This window comes from Vibrio palustris, from assembly GCF_024346995.1.
GTDB lineage: Bacteria > Pseudomonadota > Gammaproteobacteria > Enterobacterales > Vibrionaceae > Vibrio > Vibrio palustris.
On record NZ_AP024887.1, the window covers coordinates 1,240,062 to 1,259,022 of the forward strand.

An 18,961-nucleotide genomic window follows, 5' to 3' on the forward strand; every position below is an offset into this window, starting at 1 on the left:
ATTCACATTATCAGTACCAAGTGATTGATGAATACTGGGTTATATCTCTGATACGGCAAGTTGCGCCGCACGGCGTTTTTTACGATTTTTGGGGTGAGAAATAGGAATGGCAGATAATAAGGTGCGAGTGTACTCATGCTCTGGATTGGCATAGAGCGATACCGCGTCTTTCATTTCAACAATTTTACCAAAGTACATCACCGCGACGGTGTCAGATACATGCCTAACTACCGATAAATCGTGTGAAATAAAAATCATGGCAAGATTCATTTCTTGTTGTAAATCAAGCAGCAAATTTAAAATTTGCGCCTGCACCGACACATCCAAAGCGGAGACCGATTCGTCACAAATTAACAATTTTGGCTTGAGTGCAATGGCTCTCGCAATACCAATACGCTGACGTTGTCCACCTGAAAATTCATGAGGGTAACGACTCACTACATTTTCGGGTAAGCCGACTTTTACGAGTAACTCTTTGACCCATTGTTGGCGCTGCGCTTGCGTTCCGATGCCGTGAATATCAAAGGGTTCTTGGACAATCATGCCAATGTTATGCCGAGGGTTAAGCGATTCCATCGGATCTTGAAATACGATTTGCATTTCACGCCGCAGAACGGCCATTTTTTTGGGCGATAAATCCGTAATGTCTTGGCCTTCAAAATAAATGTGGCCTTCTGTGGGCTCAAGCAGTTTAAGAATAGTGCGGCCTAAGGTACTTTTGCCACAGCCAGATTCTCCCACTAAACCTAATGTTTCACCTTGTTGTAGCGAAAAAGATACGCCATCGACTGCTTTGATGACATAGCCTTGATTAAACAACCGCTTGCCAGAGACAAAGTGTTGCTTAATGTTTTCTATCTTTAATAGTTCAGCCATATTATCCTCTGATGCTGTTTTTGATCATCCTCATTTCCCATGCTCAGTCGCTTGCTAACCTTCATAACGGGTGACTAAGATGCTTCTTCCAACGCCATACTTAACGCTAGCTTTCAATAAAGGCATCATCAGGGAGTGTTTTGATGTCTATTCGTTGTTTAGGTGCACTATCTAAACTTGGCATAAGGCCCAGCAGTTTCTCGGTATAGGGATGCTTTGGGAAGTCAAATAGTTCAAAAATCTCTGCATATTCAACAATCTTACCGTTATACATAACCGCGACATCATCACATACTTCAGCGACGACTCCTAAGTCATGGGTAATGAAAATCATTGCCATGCCTGTCTCGGCTTGTAGGTCATTCATCAGATCGAGAATCGAAGCTTGGACAGTCACATCCAGTGCGGTTGTGGGCTCGTCACAGATCAAAATATCGGGTTTACAGGCAAGCGCCATGGCAATCATAACTCGTTGGCGCATGCCCCCCGATAGATTATGCGGATATTCATCCAACCGCTTTTCTGGTAAAGGTATACGCACTTTCTCCAGCATCTCTAATGCGACCGCATGGCGTGCTTTTTTATTGAGTTCAGGGCGATGCAATTCTAATATTTCATACAATTGACTTCTTATGGTATGAACTGGATTTAATGCGGTCATCGGGTCTTGAAAAATGATAGAGATGCGATTTCCCCGCATTTGCCAAAGCTGCTTGGCAGGTAATGTGACGGTATCTATCCCACGGTACATAATACTGCCTTGGGTGATTTGACCATAAGGCTGCGGAAGCAGCCCCATGATTGACATGGCCGTCACGCTTTTACCACTGCCTGATTCGCCGACTAAGCCTAATGTTCGTCCAGCATAAACAGACAGGTTGACGCCATGGAGCACTTCGACGGTGTCGTCATCATTGGTAAAAGAGACGTGTAAATCATCGACTTTAAGAATGACATCCGTCGTCATTGTTGACCTCCTACTTTAAAACGGTCATCAATAATCGTGATTGGTTCAAAGGTTTTACCTTCATCCATCGCTTGCTCTGTTGCTTTTTTGGTACTTTCATCAATCCAAAAATTAGCAATTCCGATTGGTGAAAATAAGCCAAGCGTCTTTTTCGTCATCGCATTTTTCGGGAATTTCAGCCAGCGCCAGTAAGCCTCACGTGTGTAGGGCACCATATAACCAGGGACAATTAAATATTCATCCGCTACTTTTTGTGCAATTTTATGTGAGAGAGCCTGTTTGTTTTGCGTATTAAATTCATGATTATATTTATCAATCAAGGTATCCATTTCTGGGTTACTATAATTGGTAAAGTTATTGGTTTGTGGCTTGGCATTGTCAGAATCGAGATACTCCCAGTAAGCGGGAACTTCACCACCTCCCATATGCAGGAATGCAATTTGATGCTTTTTCTCTAGCATGTATTTAAATGCCGATGACCCATCGAGTAAATTTAAGGTAAAGTCTAAGCCTGCTTTTTTGGCTTGCTCTTTTAAATAAGCGATACGTCGTGTATGCATTCTAGAACTATACGTGATAGCAAAACTTAGGCGTTGGCCTGCATCGTTGGTGCGGATCCCGTCAGATCCAATGTGAGTAAATCCGGCTTTTTCAAAGTACTTAATAGCGCGTGTGGTATCAAATTTTGGCGCAGTTTCGCCTTTAATATCATAGCCCCCATGACCAAATCCCATACCACTTGGTAGACGCATATAGTCGCCACGTAACACCTTTTTAATCATGCCATCAATATCGGTAGCGTAGGTAATACCAGCACGAATATTACGGTCACTGAGTAACGTATCTTTTGTATTCATCCATAAACCGCCAGCGCCTTGCGGTGTTTGGTTATACCCCCAAAACTTATCGATATATCCTGTTTGATAAGGTTCGGTATTCGATTTTCCATGCCATAGAGAAGGTAAGACTAACCCGAAAGTCTCAAGATTACCGCGCTCAAAATGTTTGCGGGCGATATCCATATCGCGAATGACACGATAACTGACTTTTTCCACATTATACCGGTTTTGGTAATAACGATTGCTGTACCCCCACCAGTCTTTGACATGCTTGAATACAACACGTTTACCGCGTTTTATCTTGTCAATGAAATAAGGACCTGTGGTCGGTTCGGATTTAAAGTTGTAACGCCGTACAAAATCATCAGGCATTCCATCATTATTGTTGTCATTTCTGACATTAGAAAAAAAGTGTTTTGGGCGTGGCTGTAAACCATTACTTGGCATGTTGATCTGAATCATGAGCTCATCGTTGGTCATCTTTACGCCAGATTTGATGGCGATCGTATAATCATCGTACTTCACCACATCGGTAATTTTGTTGGTGAAAAAGTCGTTATACCAAGGATCGACAATATCTTTTGAGCGATTGTAAGTCAGCATGAATAAGTAGTCATCGGCGGTGACTTTTTCTCCATCTGACCAACGGGCTTTAGGATCTAATTTAAAATAAACGGTTTGATGATCGTCGCCAAAGGCCCACGCGGTAGCCAGTTGTGGGATCCATTTTCCAGTGTTGGGATGACGTCCCGCTAATTTAGGAGTGCCATCCATTAAATAAGCGCGAAAGCCTGAGTTGGCATCAGGACCAACACTGCGTAGAGTTTGAGGAAAACTGCTCATAAAGGTATGAAATGTGCCGCCAAATTGCGCTTTGTCTGACGCGAATAACGGCTCATCATCATGATGCACCCACTGTAGTTGACTCGGTAGGTTGGCGGCAGAAACACCACTCGAAAGTGCGCTGAGCAGAGCTAGCGTGGTAAGAGATAATCCTTTCATAAACCTGTCCTTAGTTATGAAACTTAAATATAGCGTGTGAATTTTTTTGGATCGAACGCTGCACGTACTGCTTCGCCAATAAAAGTGACCATCACTAGAATAGCAACAATTGAGCATACGACCGAAGAGACTATCCAAGGAGAGTCTAAATTCGATTTACCTTGTTGAAGTAATTCTCCCCAGCTGGGAGTCGGTGGCATTAAACCAAGCCCTAGATAATCTAATGCCGTTAACGCTGTTATATTGCCGGCAATGGCAAAAGGAGCCAAGGTGACAACCATCACCATTGTGTTAGGTAGAATATGCTTAAAAATAATACGACTGGAAGACGCGCCTAATGCCTTGGCTGCCATTACGTAATCACGAGAGGCTTCTTTATAGGTCATGGTTCTCATGTACCAAGTGATCCCTATCCAATTAAACAAGACGTTGATGGCGACAAAAAGCGTAAAGGTTGGTTGGATTATAGAAACCAAAATCATAATGACATATAGAAAGGGCACCATGGACCATACTTCGATGAAGCGCTGGAAAAACATATCGAATTTACCACCAATAAAGCCCATCGCACAGCCAACCGTAATCCCGATCATAAACGACAGCACCATAGTGACCAGTGCAAAACAAATTGCGGTTCTAAATCCATAAACTAAACGCGCTAAGATATCGCGGCCGATGACATCCGTACCTAAATAATGCTGTTGCTCGGCATTCGGCGATGTCGGTGGATAATGGCCGCTAAAATCTTGTTCTAAAGGATTAAAAGGGACAATCGGCATAATGACGTAATTGTCTCCTTGCTGGTGTTCAAAGGTTTTCTGTAGTTGGCGATAATTAACCTCGCCACTGCCAGATTGGCCAAATTCACTGGCTTGATGAACATGACTGAACACGGGGAAGTAATTATTTCCTTCATAGTGCACCATGAGTGCTTTGCTATTAATAAAGAGTTCGGCAATTAAGGAAAGAAAGATTAATAGAGTTAAGATAACGAAAGAGTAATACCCGCGACGAATACGCTTAAAGTTGGTGATTTTCTTGCGGGTTAATGGACTGATTGCCAACATGCTAAGCTCCAAATTTCACGCGAGGATCGACTAATGCAACGCAGATGTCGGACAAAATATTGCCAAGCATCAATAATACGGCGTTAATTGCGACAATACCCATTACCACTGGATAATCGCGTTCCATAATTGATTCATATCCTAATAAACCAATTCCATCGATATTAAAAATCACTTCGATTAAAAACGATCCAGTCATAAAAAATAATAGTGAGTTACCAAAATGACTGGCGACCGGAATCAAGCTATTTCTAAGTGCGTGTTTACGTACTGCTGTTTTAAAAGGTAATCCTTTAGCAATTGCGGTGCGAATATAATCTGAGGACAAGTTTTCCATCAGGTTATTTTTCATCGTCATGGTTAGCATGGCGAAGTCACCAATAAGATAACAAATTAAAGGGAGTACTGCGTGCCACATGATGTCTTTGATTTGTAGATAGCTAGACGTTATATCATCATAGTCGTCACTGACAAAGCTGCCCATTGGGAACCATTCCAGTTGATAACTGAAAAACGTAATTAATAGTACACCGACGACATAACCGGGCAGGGCAAAGCCAATAAAGATCATCACAGACGACGCAGAATCAAATAAAGAACCATGCTTCATCGCTTTCCAATACCCAAGTGGAATGGATATAAAATAACTAATGAAGAAAGTCATACCGCCATAAAATAATGACACTGGCAATCGTTCTGCGATCATTGTTGAAACGGGCTGATAGTAACGTGTAGATTCGCCAAGATCGAGGTGAACTAATTTGGTAAGCCAATCAATATAAGCGGTGGTGACGGGTTTATCTAAGCCATAAAATGCATTTAGCTCGGCTATTTGACCTTTAGATAAAGCGTTTGAGTGGCCTCCAATGGCGGCACCACCTTCCGATTGAGCCTGCATTTTTGAAATCATGCGCTCAACAGGACCACCAGGGACAAAGCGGGTGATCGCAAAAATTAATACCGTAATCCCTAAAAAGGTTGGAATGATTAACGCGAATCGCCGTAAAAAATAAGACAGCATAATTTAAAACTCCGTGTTTACTGTCAGCATCCAATGCATAACGACTAGGGGGGTAAAGAGAAGTATAATTGCGTGTTATTTTACATGATATTAGCGTAGAACCTTGCTATATGATTAAGTTCATGTAATTGATACAAAGATATTGCACCATTTTGGTTACTTAGCACAAATAAAGTGCGAAAGAAACAATTAAATCCGTAAATCTCTTTATATTTCGAAACATATAACAAATAAAATATTACTTCAACTCGCTTAACCAGAATTTTTGTAGTGGTAAAAAAAGTAAAAAAAACTACTAAATAATAAATTAGAGTTTTTACTACTTATAGTTGTATTTCTAATAATATTAATTTAATCACTTTTACTGAATGAAAAAACACAAGTAATGAGGCGCTTAATACCACATTACGAACACTTTAGCGTGCTAATAGCCAACGAAATCCTAATTTTCTAGCGAATTGATAACATAAAAAAGCACTCTTCTTTTAAGTGATGATAAAGCTATCAAAAAGAGTTAAATGCTATATTAAAAATGATTATTAAAATTATGTTCTTTTATGTAACTAACGATTTCACTATGTCATAAAATATCCATAAATCATTCATATATATTATATCCATTGTTTTTGTTCTGACAATTGATGACAAAATCATGACAAACAACCAAATTTGAATAATAATCCAGCGTTTTACACTTTCTTAATGGTTCAGGGGGGCTGTTTGACGACATGACTCCTGGGGGTGTATATCAATAACTCCTAACTTTAAGACGTATTGAGCATACATAACATAGGCGCTATCAAGGTGCACTATGGCTTAGTTAGGACAAATATTACAACGAATATGGAAAGCAAACGTAAGGAATATGGATGTTAAATAAAAGAACCAGCCTATCAGTGGCCATTGGTTTGGTATTAGGCACCGTTGTGTGTGTGTCATCTGCTAATGCCGAAGACAATGTCGAAAAAATGCAAAAAATGAAAGTTACGGGCTCGCATATTGCGACAACGGACATGGAAGGTCCGAGCCCAGTGGATGTCTATACCGCGAAGGACATCAAACAAATGGGAGCTACGGATGTCAGTGACGTACTGCGCGGCTTAACGCAAAATGGCGGCAACAGTTATGGCGCTTCTTTTACCAATGGTTTCGCCGCCGGTTCTTCAGGCGTCTCGATGCGCGGCTTGGGACAAAGCCGTACTTTGGTCTTACTCAACGGCCACCGCGTCGCCAATTATGCGTTTGCTCAAAACACTTCTGATACGTTCGTCGATCTCAACTCTATCCCCCTTTCTGCCGTTGAGCGTATCGATATTTTGAAAGATGGCGCGTCGGCGATTTATGGTGCAGACGCGATTGGCGGTGTGATTAACTTAATCACTAAACGTGATTACGAAGGCTTTGATTTTAATGCCAAAGTTGGCGAAACCACCAAAAAAGATGGCGAAACACTCGATCTAACAGCTACGGGGGGTAAAAATTTCAATGATGGCCTTACTAACGTTATGGTAACGGCGAACTTTGTACGCAAGAATAACATTGAAAAGAAAAACCGCTCTAATACCCATACTGCCGATCAAACCCGCTTAGGCGGCGATGACTGGCGCAGTTCTTACGGTGTTCCAGGTACCGTGATGTCAGATGCAACCGGTAATGAAATCGATTCCTTGTGTGGCGGCAGCGAAGATTGTGTGTACGATTTTGCTGAATATGGCCAAATTGCGCCAGAGACCGAACGTTTTAGTCTGTTGTCTACCTTAACGCATCAACTTAATCCAGATCTGACGTTAAATACGGAATTGAGCTATAACCGGGTACAAACCAAAACGCATTTGGCACCCACGCCGGACAGCGAGTTAACGAGAGTCGGTGCCGCTAATCCCAATAACACCTATGGCGAAGATGTGTATTTGTACCATCGCATTATGGAAGCAGGAGCACGTAAAAACGAAATTACCACCGATTCTGTGCGGTTTGTTACGGGGCTGGAAGGCTATACCTCGCTGTTTGAAACTGAGGTGGATTGGAGTGTGTCCGGTGGCTACCATTACACCAAAACTAAATCGGAAGGCAAAAATTACGTCACCAAAACCGGATACAAAGATGCCATTGATAGCGGCGCCTATAACCCGTTTGTTGCCAATAACGATCCAAGTTCTTTAGCCAATGCCAAAGCGAACACGGAACGCGAAGGAGAATCTAAGCTGGCATTCTTTAATGCTGACGCCTCGTTCCCTGTTTACGCCATGTCGGCGGGTGATATGCAGCTTGCCGTCGGTACCGAGTTCCGCTATGAAGCAGGTGAAGACACGCCTGATCCGCTCAATGCCAGTAATTCGATTATTGGTTCTGGTGGCACAGGCTCTGATGGACACCGCAATGTGGTTGCCGCCTACTCTGAATTGCATGTTCCATTACATGAAACCTTAGAGATGCAATTGGCAGCACGTGGTGAGCACTATAGTGACTTTGGCAGTGCATTTAGCCCGAAAGTGGCCCTGCGTTACCAACCCTCTGAGATTATTATGTTCCGCTCATCATACAGTGAAGGCTTTAAAGCGCCAACGCTTCCAGAAGTCAACATGAGTGCTACTCGGAGTTATCAAACAGTAAAAAACCCGCGTAAAGGTGACGAAAAGGAAGAAGTTGAAGTGGTTAGCGGCGGTAATAAAGACTTAGAAGCTGAGCATTCTTACAGCTTTAACTTTGGTACGGTTGTCAACCCAACGGATGGTTTGACGTTGAAATTGGACTATTTCCATATTACCAATACCAATATGATTGATACCTTAGATACGCAAGATTTGGTTGATAACAATATCGGTGTGACGTACGAACCCGATGGGCGAGTTCGTAGCGTGCAAAGTAGCTACCTGAATGTTTCGAAGCAAGAAGTCTCTGGGCTAGATGGCGAAATTCACTATATTTTCGATACCGCAAATGTGGGCGAGTTTAAAACCACGCTACGTGGTACCTACAATATTGAACACAAACGTAGTGATTCTGAAGGTAATGTTGAAGAATACATCGGTACCTACTACGACGGTGCGCGTTTTAAAGGTAAAGCGAATTTAGTGTGGAATATTGCCGACTATTCAGTAGTCAATACCGTCAATTACACGGGCGGGTACACGCAGCGCTATGAAACTCCAGGGCATTCTAATGTAGAAGCGTGGAAAACCTGGGATGCGCAAGTCAGTTATAGCGGCTTTGATCGCTTAACGCTAACCTTTGGCATTGATAACGTGTTGGATGAAGATGCGCCATTTTATAACTATTCAGACGGTTATGATATTGCCAATGCTAACAACATCGGCCGTTATGTTTATGCCGGCTTAAGCTACTCTCTATAACCTCATATTTACCTTAACCACTGGCGCGAAAGGATTTTCGCGCCAGATTTTAGACTGACTTTACACAAGGAGACGATATGAAGTGCAAGCACTTTCGCATCGGCGCAGTGACAACCGCTTTGATTCTTTCAAGTAGCTCGTTGTTTGCTGCAGATACAGGCTCTGTGGTAACAACACAGCAAAAAACAGACACTTCCGCGCAAGTGTCGCAGAAGAAAATCGATCAATACTCGGATAAAACGCAACAAATGTTCGCGGATTACAAAGCGACGTTACGTCAACTTGATAGCATGCGTGTCTATAACAACCAAGTTGAGCGTATGGTGAGCAAGCAAGAAGACGAACTGGCGTCTTTGCATCGCCAAATTGAGCAAATTGATCAAACCTCGATGGAAGTTGTGCCATTGATGCTCAAAATGGTCGATGCGTTGGATGAATTTATCGCTCTTGATTTACCATTCCAGCAAAAAGAACGTACGCAACGTATTGCTTCTTTGCGTGAGTTGATGGATAGCCCAGATGTCACAACCTCTGAAAAATTCCGTAAGGTCATGGACGCCTATCAGATTGAAGAAAGCTTCTCACGCACGATTGAATCCTATAAAGCGAGCCTCAAGCGTGATGGACAAACCGTGACGTATGATTTTTTACGTTTAGGGCGTGTCGCGTTGTTATATCAATCTCCTGATGGTGATGAAACTGGGATGTGGAATAAGCAAACCCATACTTGGGAAACTCTGCCCGAAAGCTACCGTGCATCGGTACAAGAAGGCATCCGCATTGCTAAAAAACAAGCGCCACCGGCACTTATCAAATTACCAATCTACACAGGGGAGACCTCACTATGAAACCGATAAAACTTGGGGTGTTAACACTTATCTCTAGTGTATGTATGGTGTCATCAACTTGGGCGGCAGATGCAACGAACACAGCACCGGCTAAAACATTAAATGATTTATTGAGTAAAATACAATCGCAAAGTGTGGTTGAGTCGACACTCAATAAACAGCGTGAGCAACGCTTTTTACAAGATGAAAAACAACAAGCGCAATTACTGAAAAAAGCCAAAGCGGATCTTAAAGCGGAAACCCAGCGTGGTGATAAACTCAAAGCCAGCTTCGATGGTAATGATAAACAGTTAACGACATTAACGGCAAAGCTTAAGCAACGTTCTGGTTCATTGGGCGAAATGTTTGGTGTGGTACGCCAATATGCGGGGGAGTTTAAAGGGTCGTTCCATGCTTCGCAAAATGATGTCCGTTTTCCTGAACGTGATGCGCTACTGAGTAAGCTTGCTTCCAGTAAAGAGCTGCCTTCCACTGAAGAGCTTGAGTCCTTTTGGCAGATCATTTTACATCAATTAGTCGCCTCTGGTGAAACGACAACGACACCGGCGACAGTGGTGTATGGCGAAGGTAAACAAGCCACCACAGATGTTACTTTGGTGGGAGAGTTTAATGCCATTGCTGATGGTAAATACCTCACATATACCCCAGCAACGGGTAAGTTTGAAGAGTTATCTCGTCAACCATCAAGTTCGATGACTGGATTACTAGATACCTTTACGCATAGCAAGCAAGACTATCAACCGATCTTCTTAGATCCGTCTCGTGGCGCGATTTTATCCTTGATGGTACAAAGCCCAACGGTAGAAGAACGTGTTGAGCAAGGCGGTGTGGTCGGTTATGTCATCCTCGCTTTAGGTGCGGTAGGTGCGTTGATTGCGATCGCCTGTTATATCCGTTTGACGATGATCGGCGGGAAAATGCGCAAACAAGCGAAATCGGATGCAGTTATTGAGGGGAATCCACTTGGTGAAGTGATCGCGGCATATAAAAATCATGCTGGGGATAATTTAGAGGATTTGGAATCTAAATTGGATGAAATCATCTTGCGTCATGGCCCTCAAATTCAGCGCTTCATTAGTATTATTAAATTGATTGCGTCGGTAGCGCCTTTGCTTGGCTTGTTGGGAACCGTCATGGGAATGATCGGTACCTTCCAGGCGATTACCTTGTTTGGTACTGGCGATCCAAAACTGATGGCAGGCGGTATTTCCGAGGCTCTAGTGACCACAATGCTTGGTTTGGTCGTGGCAATTCCATTGCTGTTCTTATATTCACTGGTTCACAGTAAAGGTCGACGTTTAGTACAGATCCTTGAAGAACAAAGTGCTGGTTTTATTGCTCGTTACCAAGAAAAATTGAATACGGCACACGCCTAAGGAGCGATTATGTGGTGGTTATATGCACAAATTGACCATATACAACGCTTTTTGGGTATGGGAGGCAGTGTTCTTGTTGCCATTTTTGTTCTGACCGTTGTTTTATGGGTCCTGATGTTAGAACGCTGGTTCTACTTTGCGACCATGGCGCCGAGGCTACGTAAGCAAGCGTTAGAACTATGGACGGCACGTGATGATAAGAAAAGCTGGAATGCACACGCCATTCGTAATGAATTGGTATCGCAACAAAGTGTTGAGAATCGGCGAGGATTGCCGGTAATCAAAGTGTTGATTGCGTTGTGTCCATTATTAGGTTTGCTGGGTACCGTTGTGGGAATGATCCATGTCTTTGACATTCTTGCAGTGGTTGGCACGGGGAGTCCTCGTGCCATGGCATCTGGGATTTCAAAAGCAACAATCCCAACGCTAGCCGGTATGGTGGCCTCATTGTCTGGGTTATTTTTTAGCTCTCGCTTAGACCATCTAGCGAAAGTAACAACTCAGAAATTAGAAGACCAGCTTAAGCACATGGTCTAAACAAAGGATTGAGAGGTAATAGGTCATGAAACGACGTTATAGTACTGAAAATGATGAAGAAGCAGCAATCGATATGACACCGATGCTCGATATCGTCTTCATTATGTTGATATTCTTCATTGTGACAACGTCATTTGTTAAAGAGGCGGGGATTGAAGTGAACCGTCCGAGTGCCAATACGGCGCAAACCGTCTCAAAAGGCAACATTATGGTTGCAGTCGGAGCAAGTGGTGATGTCTGGGTGGATAAACGGCGTATTGAAGTTGATGCTGTCCGCGCCAATATTGAACGTTTAAGAGCCGAAAGTCCTGAAGGCGCGGTGGTTATTCAAGCAGATGAAGAAGCCGGAGCAGGTGTTGTCGTTAAAGTGATGGATCAAATTCGGATGGCTGGCGTTCAGAACATATCGATTGCCGCGAAGCATAAGGGGTAAGCTATGCGCTATTTGGCTGCAATAGCACTGGCGCTCGTTGTCTGTTTAAGCCTATTTTGGGGCATGGACAAGCTGGTTAACAAAGAGCACCATCAGCTGAAATCTGGCGATGATGTCAGCATGGTCGACTTTGTACGTGTTAAGCGCGATAACAAAGTTGAAGAGAAAAAGCGTGAACTTCCTAAGCCCAAACCACCGAAGCGTCCGCCACCACCACCGAAGTTAAAAGTGACGTCGACGGTTAAGCCGACAGTGCAAAAAATGGCCATGGACATGCCCAATTTAGACTTACCCGTTAATATTAGCGGTGGCTCTGTATTAGGCAGTTTTGGCCAAGGTGGTGGACAAGCTGTTGGTAGTAACGGTCCGACACCATTAGCGACGTTTTTGCCGCAGATGCCACGTAAAGCGGCCCGTTCTGGCTTGAAAAAAGGCATTGTGCAACTGGAATTTACTGTCAATGCGAACGGTGCGGTAGAAAATGTCAAAGTGGTCAAAGAAGACCCGCGTCATCTTAATCTTGGTCGAACGGCAAGGCGTACCGTCGCGAAGTGGACCTTTAAACCGAAAATGGTGGATGGTAAACCGACATCGGCACGGATTTCTCAAGAAATTGAGTTTTCGGTTAACTAAGGAAGGTAAACGATGAGAAAAATACTGACAGTGTTACTGGCATCCTTAACTTTGCTGTTAACCAATATGGTAACGTCAACGGCGGTGTATGCGAAATCTAAACCGCAGTTATCGGATTATACCTATCGAGTGGTCAATAGTGTGCAGCGTCTGATTGCGTTGAAGAAGTATTCCGACGCGCATGAGAAGTTGCAACATGCGTTAGAGGGGGCGTCACGCAAGTTCGATAAAGCGGTGTTGATGCAACAAATCGGCTACTTATATTCGATGCAGGATAATTACCCCAAGGCAATTGAATACTTCGCTAAAGCGATTAAATCACAGGGGTTACCTGTTGAGGTTGCTCAGCAAGTGCGCTATGCCCTTGGACAACTTTATCTTGCACAGGAGCAGTATAAAGAGTCAATTGCGACATTGCAGCAGTGGTTTGCAGTCAGTAAAACGACTGAAGAAAAACCGCAATCGAGCGCGTATGTGTTACTGGCGAGTGCGTATGCACAGGTTGAAGACTATCGTCATGTTGTGGCTCCAATGAAGCAAGCGATTAAGCTTAGTGACTCACCCAGTGAAAACTGGTATCTACTTTTAATGGCGGCTTACCATGAGTTAGGCCAGTATCAAAATATGGTCGGTGTATTGAAAAGCTTAACCACTCAATACCCAACTAAAAAACGTTACTGGACTCAGCTCTCTGGTGCCTATATGGAGCTTGAGCAAGAGAAAAAAGCGTTAGCGGCGCTGGAAATGCCATATAACTTAGGTCTAATGACCGACGAAAAAGAAATTTTACGGTTATCGAATTTCGAAGCGTTTATGAGTATTCCTTATCGAGCGGCGACAATTCTTGAGACCGCGATGCAACAGGGCAATGTGGAACGTAGCGCCAAACACGTTGAACAGTTAGGCAGTTTTTATCATCAAGCACAAGAATTGGATAAAGCGATTGAGTCTTACCAAGATGCGTACCAGATGGCGCCAACTTGGGATGCTCAACAGCGCATTACTAAACTGATGCTGCAAAATAAAGACTACCAAGGTGTATTAGCGTTTGCGCAGACGCCTTCGCCTGATGCGAATGCGGATAATAAAGCTGAACTCAAGTATCTAACGGGGATGGCGTATTTTGAATTGCATAAAACCAGTAAAGCGTTAGAAGCGATGAAAAAAGCGGTGCAATCGAAAGAGGTTAAGCCGATGGCACAAGCGTGGATATCGTACCTACAAGGCTAAAGAATGTGTGGCTTTGTATTAACAAAGTGATGCTAAGTGTGAGTCAGTCGCACGCAGCAAAGGGAAGCTTCGGCTTCCCTTTTTTTTAGTCGCGATGGTATTAATCAGCTAACTTGTTGGTTCAACCAGATTTTGACATCGTTCAATAGGTCAGTATGCTCAGGGAGCTCGGCTTGCACGGTCGCGATGCATTGAGATAAGGCTTGCGGCTCATAGTTATAGCCAACTAACGCGCTTTGTAGTGCTTCAATTGGTGTCGGGTCGAGCATATCGGTAAACAGCTGTGCCCGAGAGATTTGGCCTTTTTCGACATCTAAGTGAATATCGACGCCGCCCCAACTAAAGCGCTCGCTTAGCGCGTGCTCAAATGCAGGCGTGCTGCCAAAGTTCCATTCCCAACTACTTTGTTTGGCAAATTTTTCTTTGAAATCGGGTAAGTATTCAGCATTATCGGGCGAGATGTGTTCAATCTCGACCTCAGTATCAAAATAGTGGCAATAGGCATTAATCATGGCTTCACAGATCATTGGATGATCAATGTTTTCAATGAGTGTATTTAAATTGATCACGCGAGATTTCACCGATGTGATACCTTTGGCTTTCAATTTCTTTTCGTCGGGGTTTAAGTAATCCCCCAAACGCGTCATATCAGTACTCATGAGAATAGTACCGTGATGAAAACCTCGATTGATCGTTTCACGATAAGCAGAGCCAGAGAATTTTCTGATGCCGTTTTCATCGCTCACGACAAGATCGTTACGACCGTTGGCTTGGGCATCAATGCCTAAAGAGGCGAGGGCATCTAAAACAATTTGCGTGGAGACGGTTTTATCGTATTCCGGTTTTCCGGCCATAAATGTAAAGCAGGTATTGCCTAAATCATGGAACACAGCACCACCGCCAGTTTGACGACGTGCTAATGTGACGTTGTCACGTTCCATTTGCTCGGTACGACATTCTTTCCACGGATTTTGCGCACGGCCGATCACGACGGTATCGTCGTTCTGCCATAAAAACAGGACTCGTTGATCGGCCGACATAGAGCGAAATATGATGTCTTCAACGGCTAAATTAAACCAAGGATTATGCGAGTTGGAAATTAACACTCGTGTTTTATTCATTATCTTCCTCTAACACTGTTGCCTATGCTACCAATGGTTTAAACAGGCATGATGATTTATCGATGAGACGATAGCATATTTTAATCACGACGCCAGTGGATTCTTTCAGTCTCCGCCCGTATAACGCAAAGAGGCGCCTTAGGCACCTCTTGCGATAAATCGACGGTTACGTTGTCTAGCTAGAGGTTGCGTGAAAACATTTCCAGCGCAGCACATCAATGATACAGAAAATCAGTAAACTCACCCCCATCACAGGTAGCGCAAACCCTAACCCTAGTGCGATGACAATCACGACAATACGTAATAGAGGAGAAAGCGCCGCCCATGTTTTGCTTAATGGTTCTAATGAATCGCCTGATGTGGGGCGGCGTTTCCACCACATTTTATATCCCCAAACAATCACCGCACATAAAGCTAAACCAAATGCGATGAGTATTAGCTGGTTCGGTAATCCAAATAACACGCCCATGTGGGCGTCAATTCCCCAACGGATCAGTTTAGCGATGAGTGGGAAGTGCGCAAACTCAGCGTGAGAAATCACTTGCATGGTGGATGGATCAACGGTTAAAGAGTCGACTTGTGTTGGCCATGCGCGATGAATTTCACGAACATACCAAGCTCGATCACTCGTGTAAGCTGGGACAATTTCTATTTTTCCCGACTCAATACCTGCGGTACGCGCTGTGTGAAGGACTTGATCAAATTCTTGATTTGTAATCGACACCGGATGACTTGGTTCATCATTGAGCTGACGTGTTGGTGAGGGAGTTACCCAGCCAATTGCTTGACGCCATTGTGCGATATTCCCTCCGGCCCATTTGGACCAAGTGAGTCCTGTCGCTGAAAAAAAGATCAAGCCAAGGCTTATCCATAGCGCCACTTTACTGTGTCTAGAACGATAATGTGCAAATGTGCCAGCCTTAGCTTGGCGAGCAATACTGCGTCGCTGGCGCCACCACAAAATAATACCACCCATCGCCGCAATCCACATCCATGAGGCGGCCAGTTCACTGTAGTAGCGACCAAAATCTCCCAATAGGAGATCTTTATGTAAGAAATCTAGGGTGGTACGTAATGGTAAAATACCGCTGGTGCCATAGGTGGCAAGATCGCCTTTGACCTCTAACGTTACAGGGTCGATAAAGACAGTATTAGCACGATAGCGCGTTAATGTTGGATCGCGAAATAAAACGCGCGTCGTGTCTCCTGGTTGCGGGGCAGGACGTACCGATTTAATTACAAGTGGTGATTTAAGACTGTTCTGCGCGGCCGCAATTTGCTTACTCAGTGGCTGTACTGGACCTTGAGAAGTGGTTGTCAGTTGATCATGGTAAACCCAGTGTTCAAGTTGTGGGGTCATCACGTAGATAGTACCCGTTAAGGCTGACATAAAAATGAAAGGACCAATAAATAAGCCGATATAGAAATGCAAACGCTTAATAAATGCGGCCAAGCTATTGGTCGAGTTATGAGCTGAGCGAGTCATAATAATAAAATTCTCATTAGTAAATAAACGGTATAACCATGCCAGGTTTAAAACCGTGGCTTAGTTGAAATAATTAGATTATACAAAAGGTAATGAGCGTATTACGGGTGGGGCGCGAGGAAGGTTATGGGATGTGCGATTATCGATAGGTGAGAGTTGCCCACCTTCGATAGGCGTAAGAATCAATTGACCCGCAACTGGCGGCATGATCAGCGCCAAGCTCGTCGAGCCATGTAAGGTTGCTAATAGGTCACAGTATTGGCACCAGCCGCCATGATGAGACATGGATGATGGTGACATTGCTGCCATCGTTACCGTTTTAGACGATGTCATGGTCGATGACATATCCATGAGCGGTTGGTGACGCGTCATGACAATAGACATCGAGATCACAGGGGCAATGTACAGCAGCAAAATGGCAAACAAAGCCAACTGACTGACAATATGCAAAAATTTAGGCTGTCTAAATCGTTGTTGCGACAAAGTGAACAATCCAATCCCCGAGAAGAAGCGGGAATATACCATAATCGTTAGCTTTTTTTACTTCAGTCGGGTCGATTCTGCCGTTTAATTTCAGTCGTTACCAGAGGTTTTGTGATTTTGTTGACATAAAACATAATGAACCCTTTTAGAATTAGCCGTTTGTGTACTCTGCTGACTCGGCCTCTGCGAGTGAGTTACGAGACGTTCGATGGGTATAATTTAGACGAATAAGGAATGACATTAGCATGTTAAAACCATTGCTCATATTCAGTGTGCCGTTTTTGATGGTGGGCTGTAGTACACCGTCGTCGGTGTCTGCCAACAAAACACCATTGCAACGCCAAGATTGGATATTAGTGTGTAATAATGAAAATACCTGTAGCGCCGCAGGATATACGAAGCCCGGCAGTGAGCATCCATCCGCAGTTAAGTTAACTCGCCGAGCTGGCGGGGACGCCGATTTTCAAGGTAAAGTTTTCTTTCAATCCGCCCAACACACTCACCAGAATAGGCAATCTTACCGTCTAACGGTCAATGGACAAGCGTTGGGGCGTATTGCCAACAGTGGTCATTTAACGCGCCCACAAGTGAATGCTTTAACTGATGCAATGCAGAGCAATTCACCGAGCATCATCGTCTCTGAAGGTAAAGAGAGTTGGCCGATATCAACGCAGGGCGCACGTGATGTATTTCGTCAAATGGATGATATTCAACAACGTAATGGCACGCCTAGCGCCGTGATCGATAAAGGTAATAACTCTACTGCAAGTGTCCCCGCAGCTCCTTTTGTGCCAGTAATTTATCCAGTCAATGTCATTGATGACAACGTAAAACCTGTGAAAAAAGGACAAGCTGCTTATCAACACTTCAGTCCTGTGATGAATAAGCTTATGCAGGCGCAATGTCCTGATATGGCGCCGAAAAAGCAAGGAAAACCGGTACCATTAGCGCATTTTAACGTCGCTAAATTAACGGAAAAGCGGACATTACTGACCGCTACATGCTACTCAGGTGCGTATAACCAAGGTCAGTTAGCGGTGGTGGTGAAAAATGATAAACCGTTTTTTAAGCCACAGATTGTCAGTAAAAAAGTGAATCATTACCAGCACGGTGTGTTGGCGTATACTCATAAAGGTCGCGGTATTGGCGATTGTATGACTCATGGTAAATGGGTGTTCGATGGATTTAAGTTTGCTAAAGTCACACAAAGTACCACAGGATTGTGCCGCGAAATTGCGAGCGGTATTGATGCAATGACGCAGTATCATGCGGTTGTTGCGTCACGCTAATCTGAGAGGGATAGAACGTGTTGAGGAGATATTATGATATGGAATAATTCTAGCATGATCGCTATGCTCGCCATGAGTAGTCTAGGGCTGACTGGCTGCGTCGAAGTGGGGTCTTCATCGGCACCGCTAGATTCTGACACGTCTATCCCTCATGCGGTGACTTATCACTGTGGCTCATTAGACGATGTATATGTGCAATATACCGATTCCGACGTTATAGCGTTATCAACGCAAACGGATACAACGGTGTTACAAGGTGCCGAGTCTGCATCTGGTGCGCGTTATATTGGCGAGTCTATTGAGTTTTGGGCTAAAGACAATTCGGCGCTCCTAACCATTGATAATACCTTGTATCATTGCGTACAAGCGCGATAAGGGATATGAGCATTGCGTCTTAAAA

17 protein-coding genes are annotated in these 18,961 nt (G+C 43.9%); 9 read left to right on the top strand and 8 right to left on the bottom strand.

Translation table 11 applies throughout. The annotated features are described in order from the left end of the window. Positions 1 to 39: 39 nt before the first annotated feature. From OCU30_RS05950 to OCU30_RS05970, 5 genes are all read right to left on the bottom strand, one after another. Positions 40 to 876: an ABC transporter ATP-binding protein gene (locus OCU30_RS05950; RefSeq protein ID WP_077313096.1), complete on the bottom strand. Its 837-nt coding sequence runs from the start codon at positions 874 to 876 to the stop codon at positions 40 to 42. Between the two features lie 106 nt (positions 877 to 982). Continuing rightward, a complete protein-coding gene (locus OCU30_RS05955; protein ID WP_077313095.1) occupies positions 983 to 1,843 on the bottom strand; it encodes an ABC transporter ATP-binding protein in 861 nt (286 codons plus the stop codon). Next, positions 1,840 to 3,684: an extracellular solute-binding protein gene (locus tag OCU30_RS05960; protein WP_077313094.1), complete on the bottom strand. Its 1,845-nt coding sequence runs from the start codon at positions 3,682 to 3,684 to the stop codon at positions 1,840 to 1,842. Before OCU30_RS05960 ends, OCU30_RS05955 begins: the two co-directional genes overlap by 4 nt. Positions 3,685 to 3,707: 23 nt before the next feature. Next, positions 3,708 to 4,751 carry an ABC transporter permease gene (locus OCU30_RS05965; RefSeq protein ID WP_077313093.1) on the bottom strand — a complete coding sequence of 348 codons (1,044 nt, stop codon included), beginning with the start codon at positions 4,749 to 4,751 and terminating at the stop codon, positions 3,708 to 3,710. A gap of 1 nt (position 4,752) precedes the next feature. Further along, positions 4,753 to 5,772, bottom strand: a complete 1,020-nt coding sequence (locus OCU30_RS05970; protein ID WP_077313092.1) for an ABC transporter permease — start codon at positions 5,770 to 5,772, stop codon at positions 4,753 to 4,755. Between the two features lie 869 nt (positions 5,773 to 6,641). Between OCU30_RS05970 and OCU30_RS05975 the strand changes: the two genes are divergently transcribed. The 7 genes from OCU30_RS05975 to OCU30_RS06005 all read left to right on the top strand — a co-directional run bounded on the left by OCU30_RS05975 (position 6,642) and on the right by OCU30_RS06005 (position 14,182). Then, entirely contained in the window at positions 6,642 to 9,125 is a 2,484-nt protein-coding gene (locus OCU30_RS05975; RefSeq protein ID WP_077313091.1) for a TonB-dependent receptor plug domain-containing protein, read from the top strand. A 77-nt stretch (positions 9,126 to 9,202) separates the two neighbouring features. After that, positions 9,203 to 9,973, top strand: coding sequence for a DUF3450 domain-containing protein (locus OCU30_RS05980; protein WP_077313089.1), 771 nt, complete (start codon positions 9,203 to 9,205; stop codon positions 9,971 to 9,973). After that, entirely contained in the window at positions 9,970 to 11,349 is a 1,380-nt protein-coding gene (locus tag OCU30_RS05985) for a MotA/TolQ/ExbB proton channel family protein (RefSeq protein WP_077313088.1), read from the top strand. The genes OCU30_RS05980 and OCU30_RS05985 overlap by 4 nt, the downstream gene beginning before the upstream one ends. A gap of 9 nt (positions 11,350 to 11,358) precedes the next feature. Further along, on the top strand, positions 11,359 to 11,886 hold the full coding sequence (locus tag OCU30_RS05990; protein WP_077313087.1) for a MotA/TolQ/ExbB proton channel family protein: 528 nt from the start codon (positions 11,359 to 11,361) through the stop codon (positions 11,884 to 11,886). Between the two features lie 25 nt (positions 11,887 to 11,911). Continuing rightward, positions 11,912 to 12,319, top strand: a complete 408-nt coding sequence (locus tag OCU30_RS05995) for an ExbD/TolR family protein (RefSeq protein WP_077313086.1) — start codon at positions 11,912 to 11,914, stop codon at positions 12,317 to 12,319. 3 nt (positions 12,320 to 12,322) lie between these two features. After that, a complete protein-coding gene (locus tag OCU30_RS06000) occupies positions 12,323 to 12,952 on the top strand; it encodes an energy transducer TonB (protein ID WP_077313085.1) in 630 nt (209 codons plus the stop codon). Between the two features lie 12 nt (positions 12,953 to 12,964). Next, positions 12,965 to 14,182: a tetratricopeptide repeat protein gene (locus tag OCU30_RS06005; protein ID WP_077313084.1), complete on the top strand. Its 1,218-nt coding sequence runs from the start codon at positions 12,965 to 12,967 to the stop codon at positions 14,180 to 14,182. A 104-nt stretch (positions 14,183 to 14,286) separates the two neighbouring features. Here OCU30_RS06005 and OCU30_RS06010 read toward each other — a convergent pair whose 3' ends face one another. The 3 genes from OCU30_RS06010 to OCU30_RS06020 all read right to left on the bottom strand — a co-directional run bounded on the left by OCU30_RS06010 (position 14,287) and on the right by OCU30_RS06020 (position 17,314). Beyond that, the gene (locus OCU30_RS06010) at positions 14,287 to 15,303 is read right to left on the bottom strand and encodes a lipoate--protein ligase (protein WP_077313083.1); all 1,017 of its coding nucleotides are present in this window, start codon (positions 15,301 to 15,303) and stop codon (positions 14,287 to 14,289) included. Positions 15,304 to 15,478: 175 nt separating this feature from the next. Continuing rightward, positions 15,479 to 16,789 carry a PepSY-associated TM helix domain-containing protein gene (locus tag OCU30_RS06015; RefSeq protein ID WP_077313082.1) on the bottom strand — a complete coding sequence of 437 codons (1,311 nt, stop codon included), beginning with the start codon at positions 16,787 to 16,789 and terminating at the stop codon, positions 15,479 to 15,481. A gap of 78 nt (positions 16,790 to 16,867) precedes the next feature. Beyond that, positions 16,868 to 17,314 (bottom strand): DUF2946 domain-containing protein, encoded by a 447-nt coding sequence (locus tag OCU30_RS06020; protein WP_077313081.1) that lies wholly within the window; start codon positions 17,312 to 17,314, stop codon positions 16,868 to 16,870. Between the two features lie 203 nt (positions 17,315 to 17,517). Between OCU30_RS06020 and OCU30_RS06025 the strand changes: the two genes are divergently transcribed. Beyond that, positions 17,518 to 18,561: a DUF1176 domain-containing protein gene (locus OCU30_RS06025; RefSeq protein ID WP_077313080.1), complete on the top strand. Its 1,044-nt coding sequence runs from the start codon at positions 17,518 to 17,520 to the stop codon at positions 18,559 to 18,561. A 33-nt stretch (positions 18,562 to 18,594) separates the two neighbouring features. Next, entirely contained in the window at positions 18,595 to 18,936 is a 342-nt protein-coding gene (locus tag OCU30_RS06030) for an MliC family protein (protein ID WP_077313079.1), read from the top strand. The last annotated feature ends 25 nt before the right edge of the window (positions 18,937 to 18,961 follow it).

What these genes read in the sequence shown, in the direction of transcription:
- OCU30_RS05995 (WP_077313086.1), top strand. Translation starts at nt 11,912, where the DNA reads ATGAAACGACGTTATAGTACTGAAAATGATGAAGAAGCAGCAATCGAT.
- OCU30_RS05980 (WP_077313089.1), top strand. Translation starts at nt 9,203, where the DNA reads ATGAAGTGCAAGCACTTTCGCATCGGCGCAGTGACAACCGCTTTGATT.
- OCU30_RS06010 (WP_077313083.1), bottom strand. Translation starts at nt 15,303, where the DNA reads ATGAATAAAACACGAGTGTTAATTTCCAACTCGCATAATCCTTGGTTT.
- OCU30_RS05975 (WP_077313091.1), top strand. Translation starts at nt 6,642, where the DNA reads ATGTTAAATAAAAGAACCAGCCTATCAGTGGCCATTGGTTTGGTATTA.
- OCU30_RS06030 (WP_077313079.1), top strand. Translation starts at nt 18,595, where the DNA reads ATGATATGGAATAATTCTAGCATGATCGCTATGCTCGCCATGAGTAGT.
- OCU30_RS05955 (WP_077313095.1), bottom strand. Translation starts at nt 1,843, where the DNA reads ATGACGACGGATGTCATTCTTAAAGTCGATGATTTACACGTCTCTTTT.
- OCU30_RS05965 (WP_077313093.1), bottom strand. Translation starts at nt 4,751, where the DNA reads ATGTTGGCAATCAGTCCATTAACCCGCAAGAAAATCACCAACTTTAAG.
- OCU30_RS05990 (WP_077313087.1), top strand. Translation starts at nt 11,359, where the DNA reads ATGTGGTGGTTATATGCACAAATTGACCATATACAACGCTTTTTGGGT.
- OCU30_RS05950 (WP_077313096.1), bottom strand. Translation starts at nt 876, where the DNA reads ATGGCTGAACTATTAAAGATAGAAAACATTAAGCAACACTTTGTCTCT.
- OCU30_RS06025 (WP_077313080.1), top strand. Translation starts at nt 17,518, where the DNA reads ATGTTAAAACCATTGCTCATATTCAGTGTGCCGTTTTTGATGGTGGGC.
- OCU30_RS05985 (WP_077313088.1), top strand. Translation starts at nt 9,970, where the DNA reads ATGAAACCGATAAAACTTGGGGTGTTAACACTTATCTCTAGTGTATGT.
- OCU30_RS06020 (WP_077313081.1), bottom strand. Translation starts at nt 17,314, where the DNA reads ATGGTATATTCCCGCTTCTTCTCGGGGATTGGATTGTTCACTTTGTCG.
- OCU30_RS06015 (WP_077313082.1), bottom strand. Translation starts at nt 16,789, where the DNA reads ATGACTCGCTCAGCTCATAACTCGACCAATAGCTTGGCCGCATTTATT.
- OCU30_RS06005 (WP_077313084.1), top strand. Translation starts at nt 12,965, where the DNA reads ATGAGAAAAATACTGACAGTGTTACTGGCATCCTTAACTTTGCTGTTA.
- OCU30_RS05970 (WP_077313092.1), bottom strand. Translation starts at nt 5,772, where the DNA reads ATGCTGTCTTATTTTTTACGGCGATTCGCGTTAATCATTCCAACCTTT.
- OCU30_RS06000 (WP_077313085.1), top strand. Translation starts at nt 12,323, where the DNA reads ATGCGCTATTTGGCTGCAATAGCACTGGCGCTCGTTGTCTGTTTAAGC.
- OCU30_RS05960 (WP_077313094.1), bottom strand. Translation starts at nt 3,684, where the DNA reads ATGAAAGGATTATCTCTTACCACGCTAGCTCTGCTCAGCGCACTTTCG.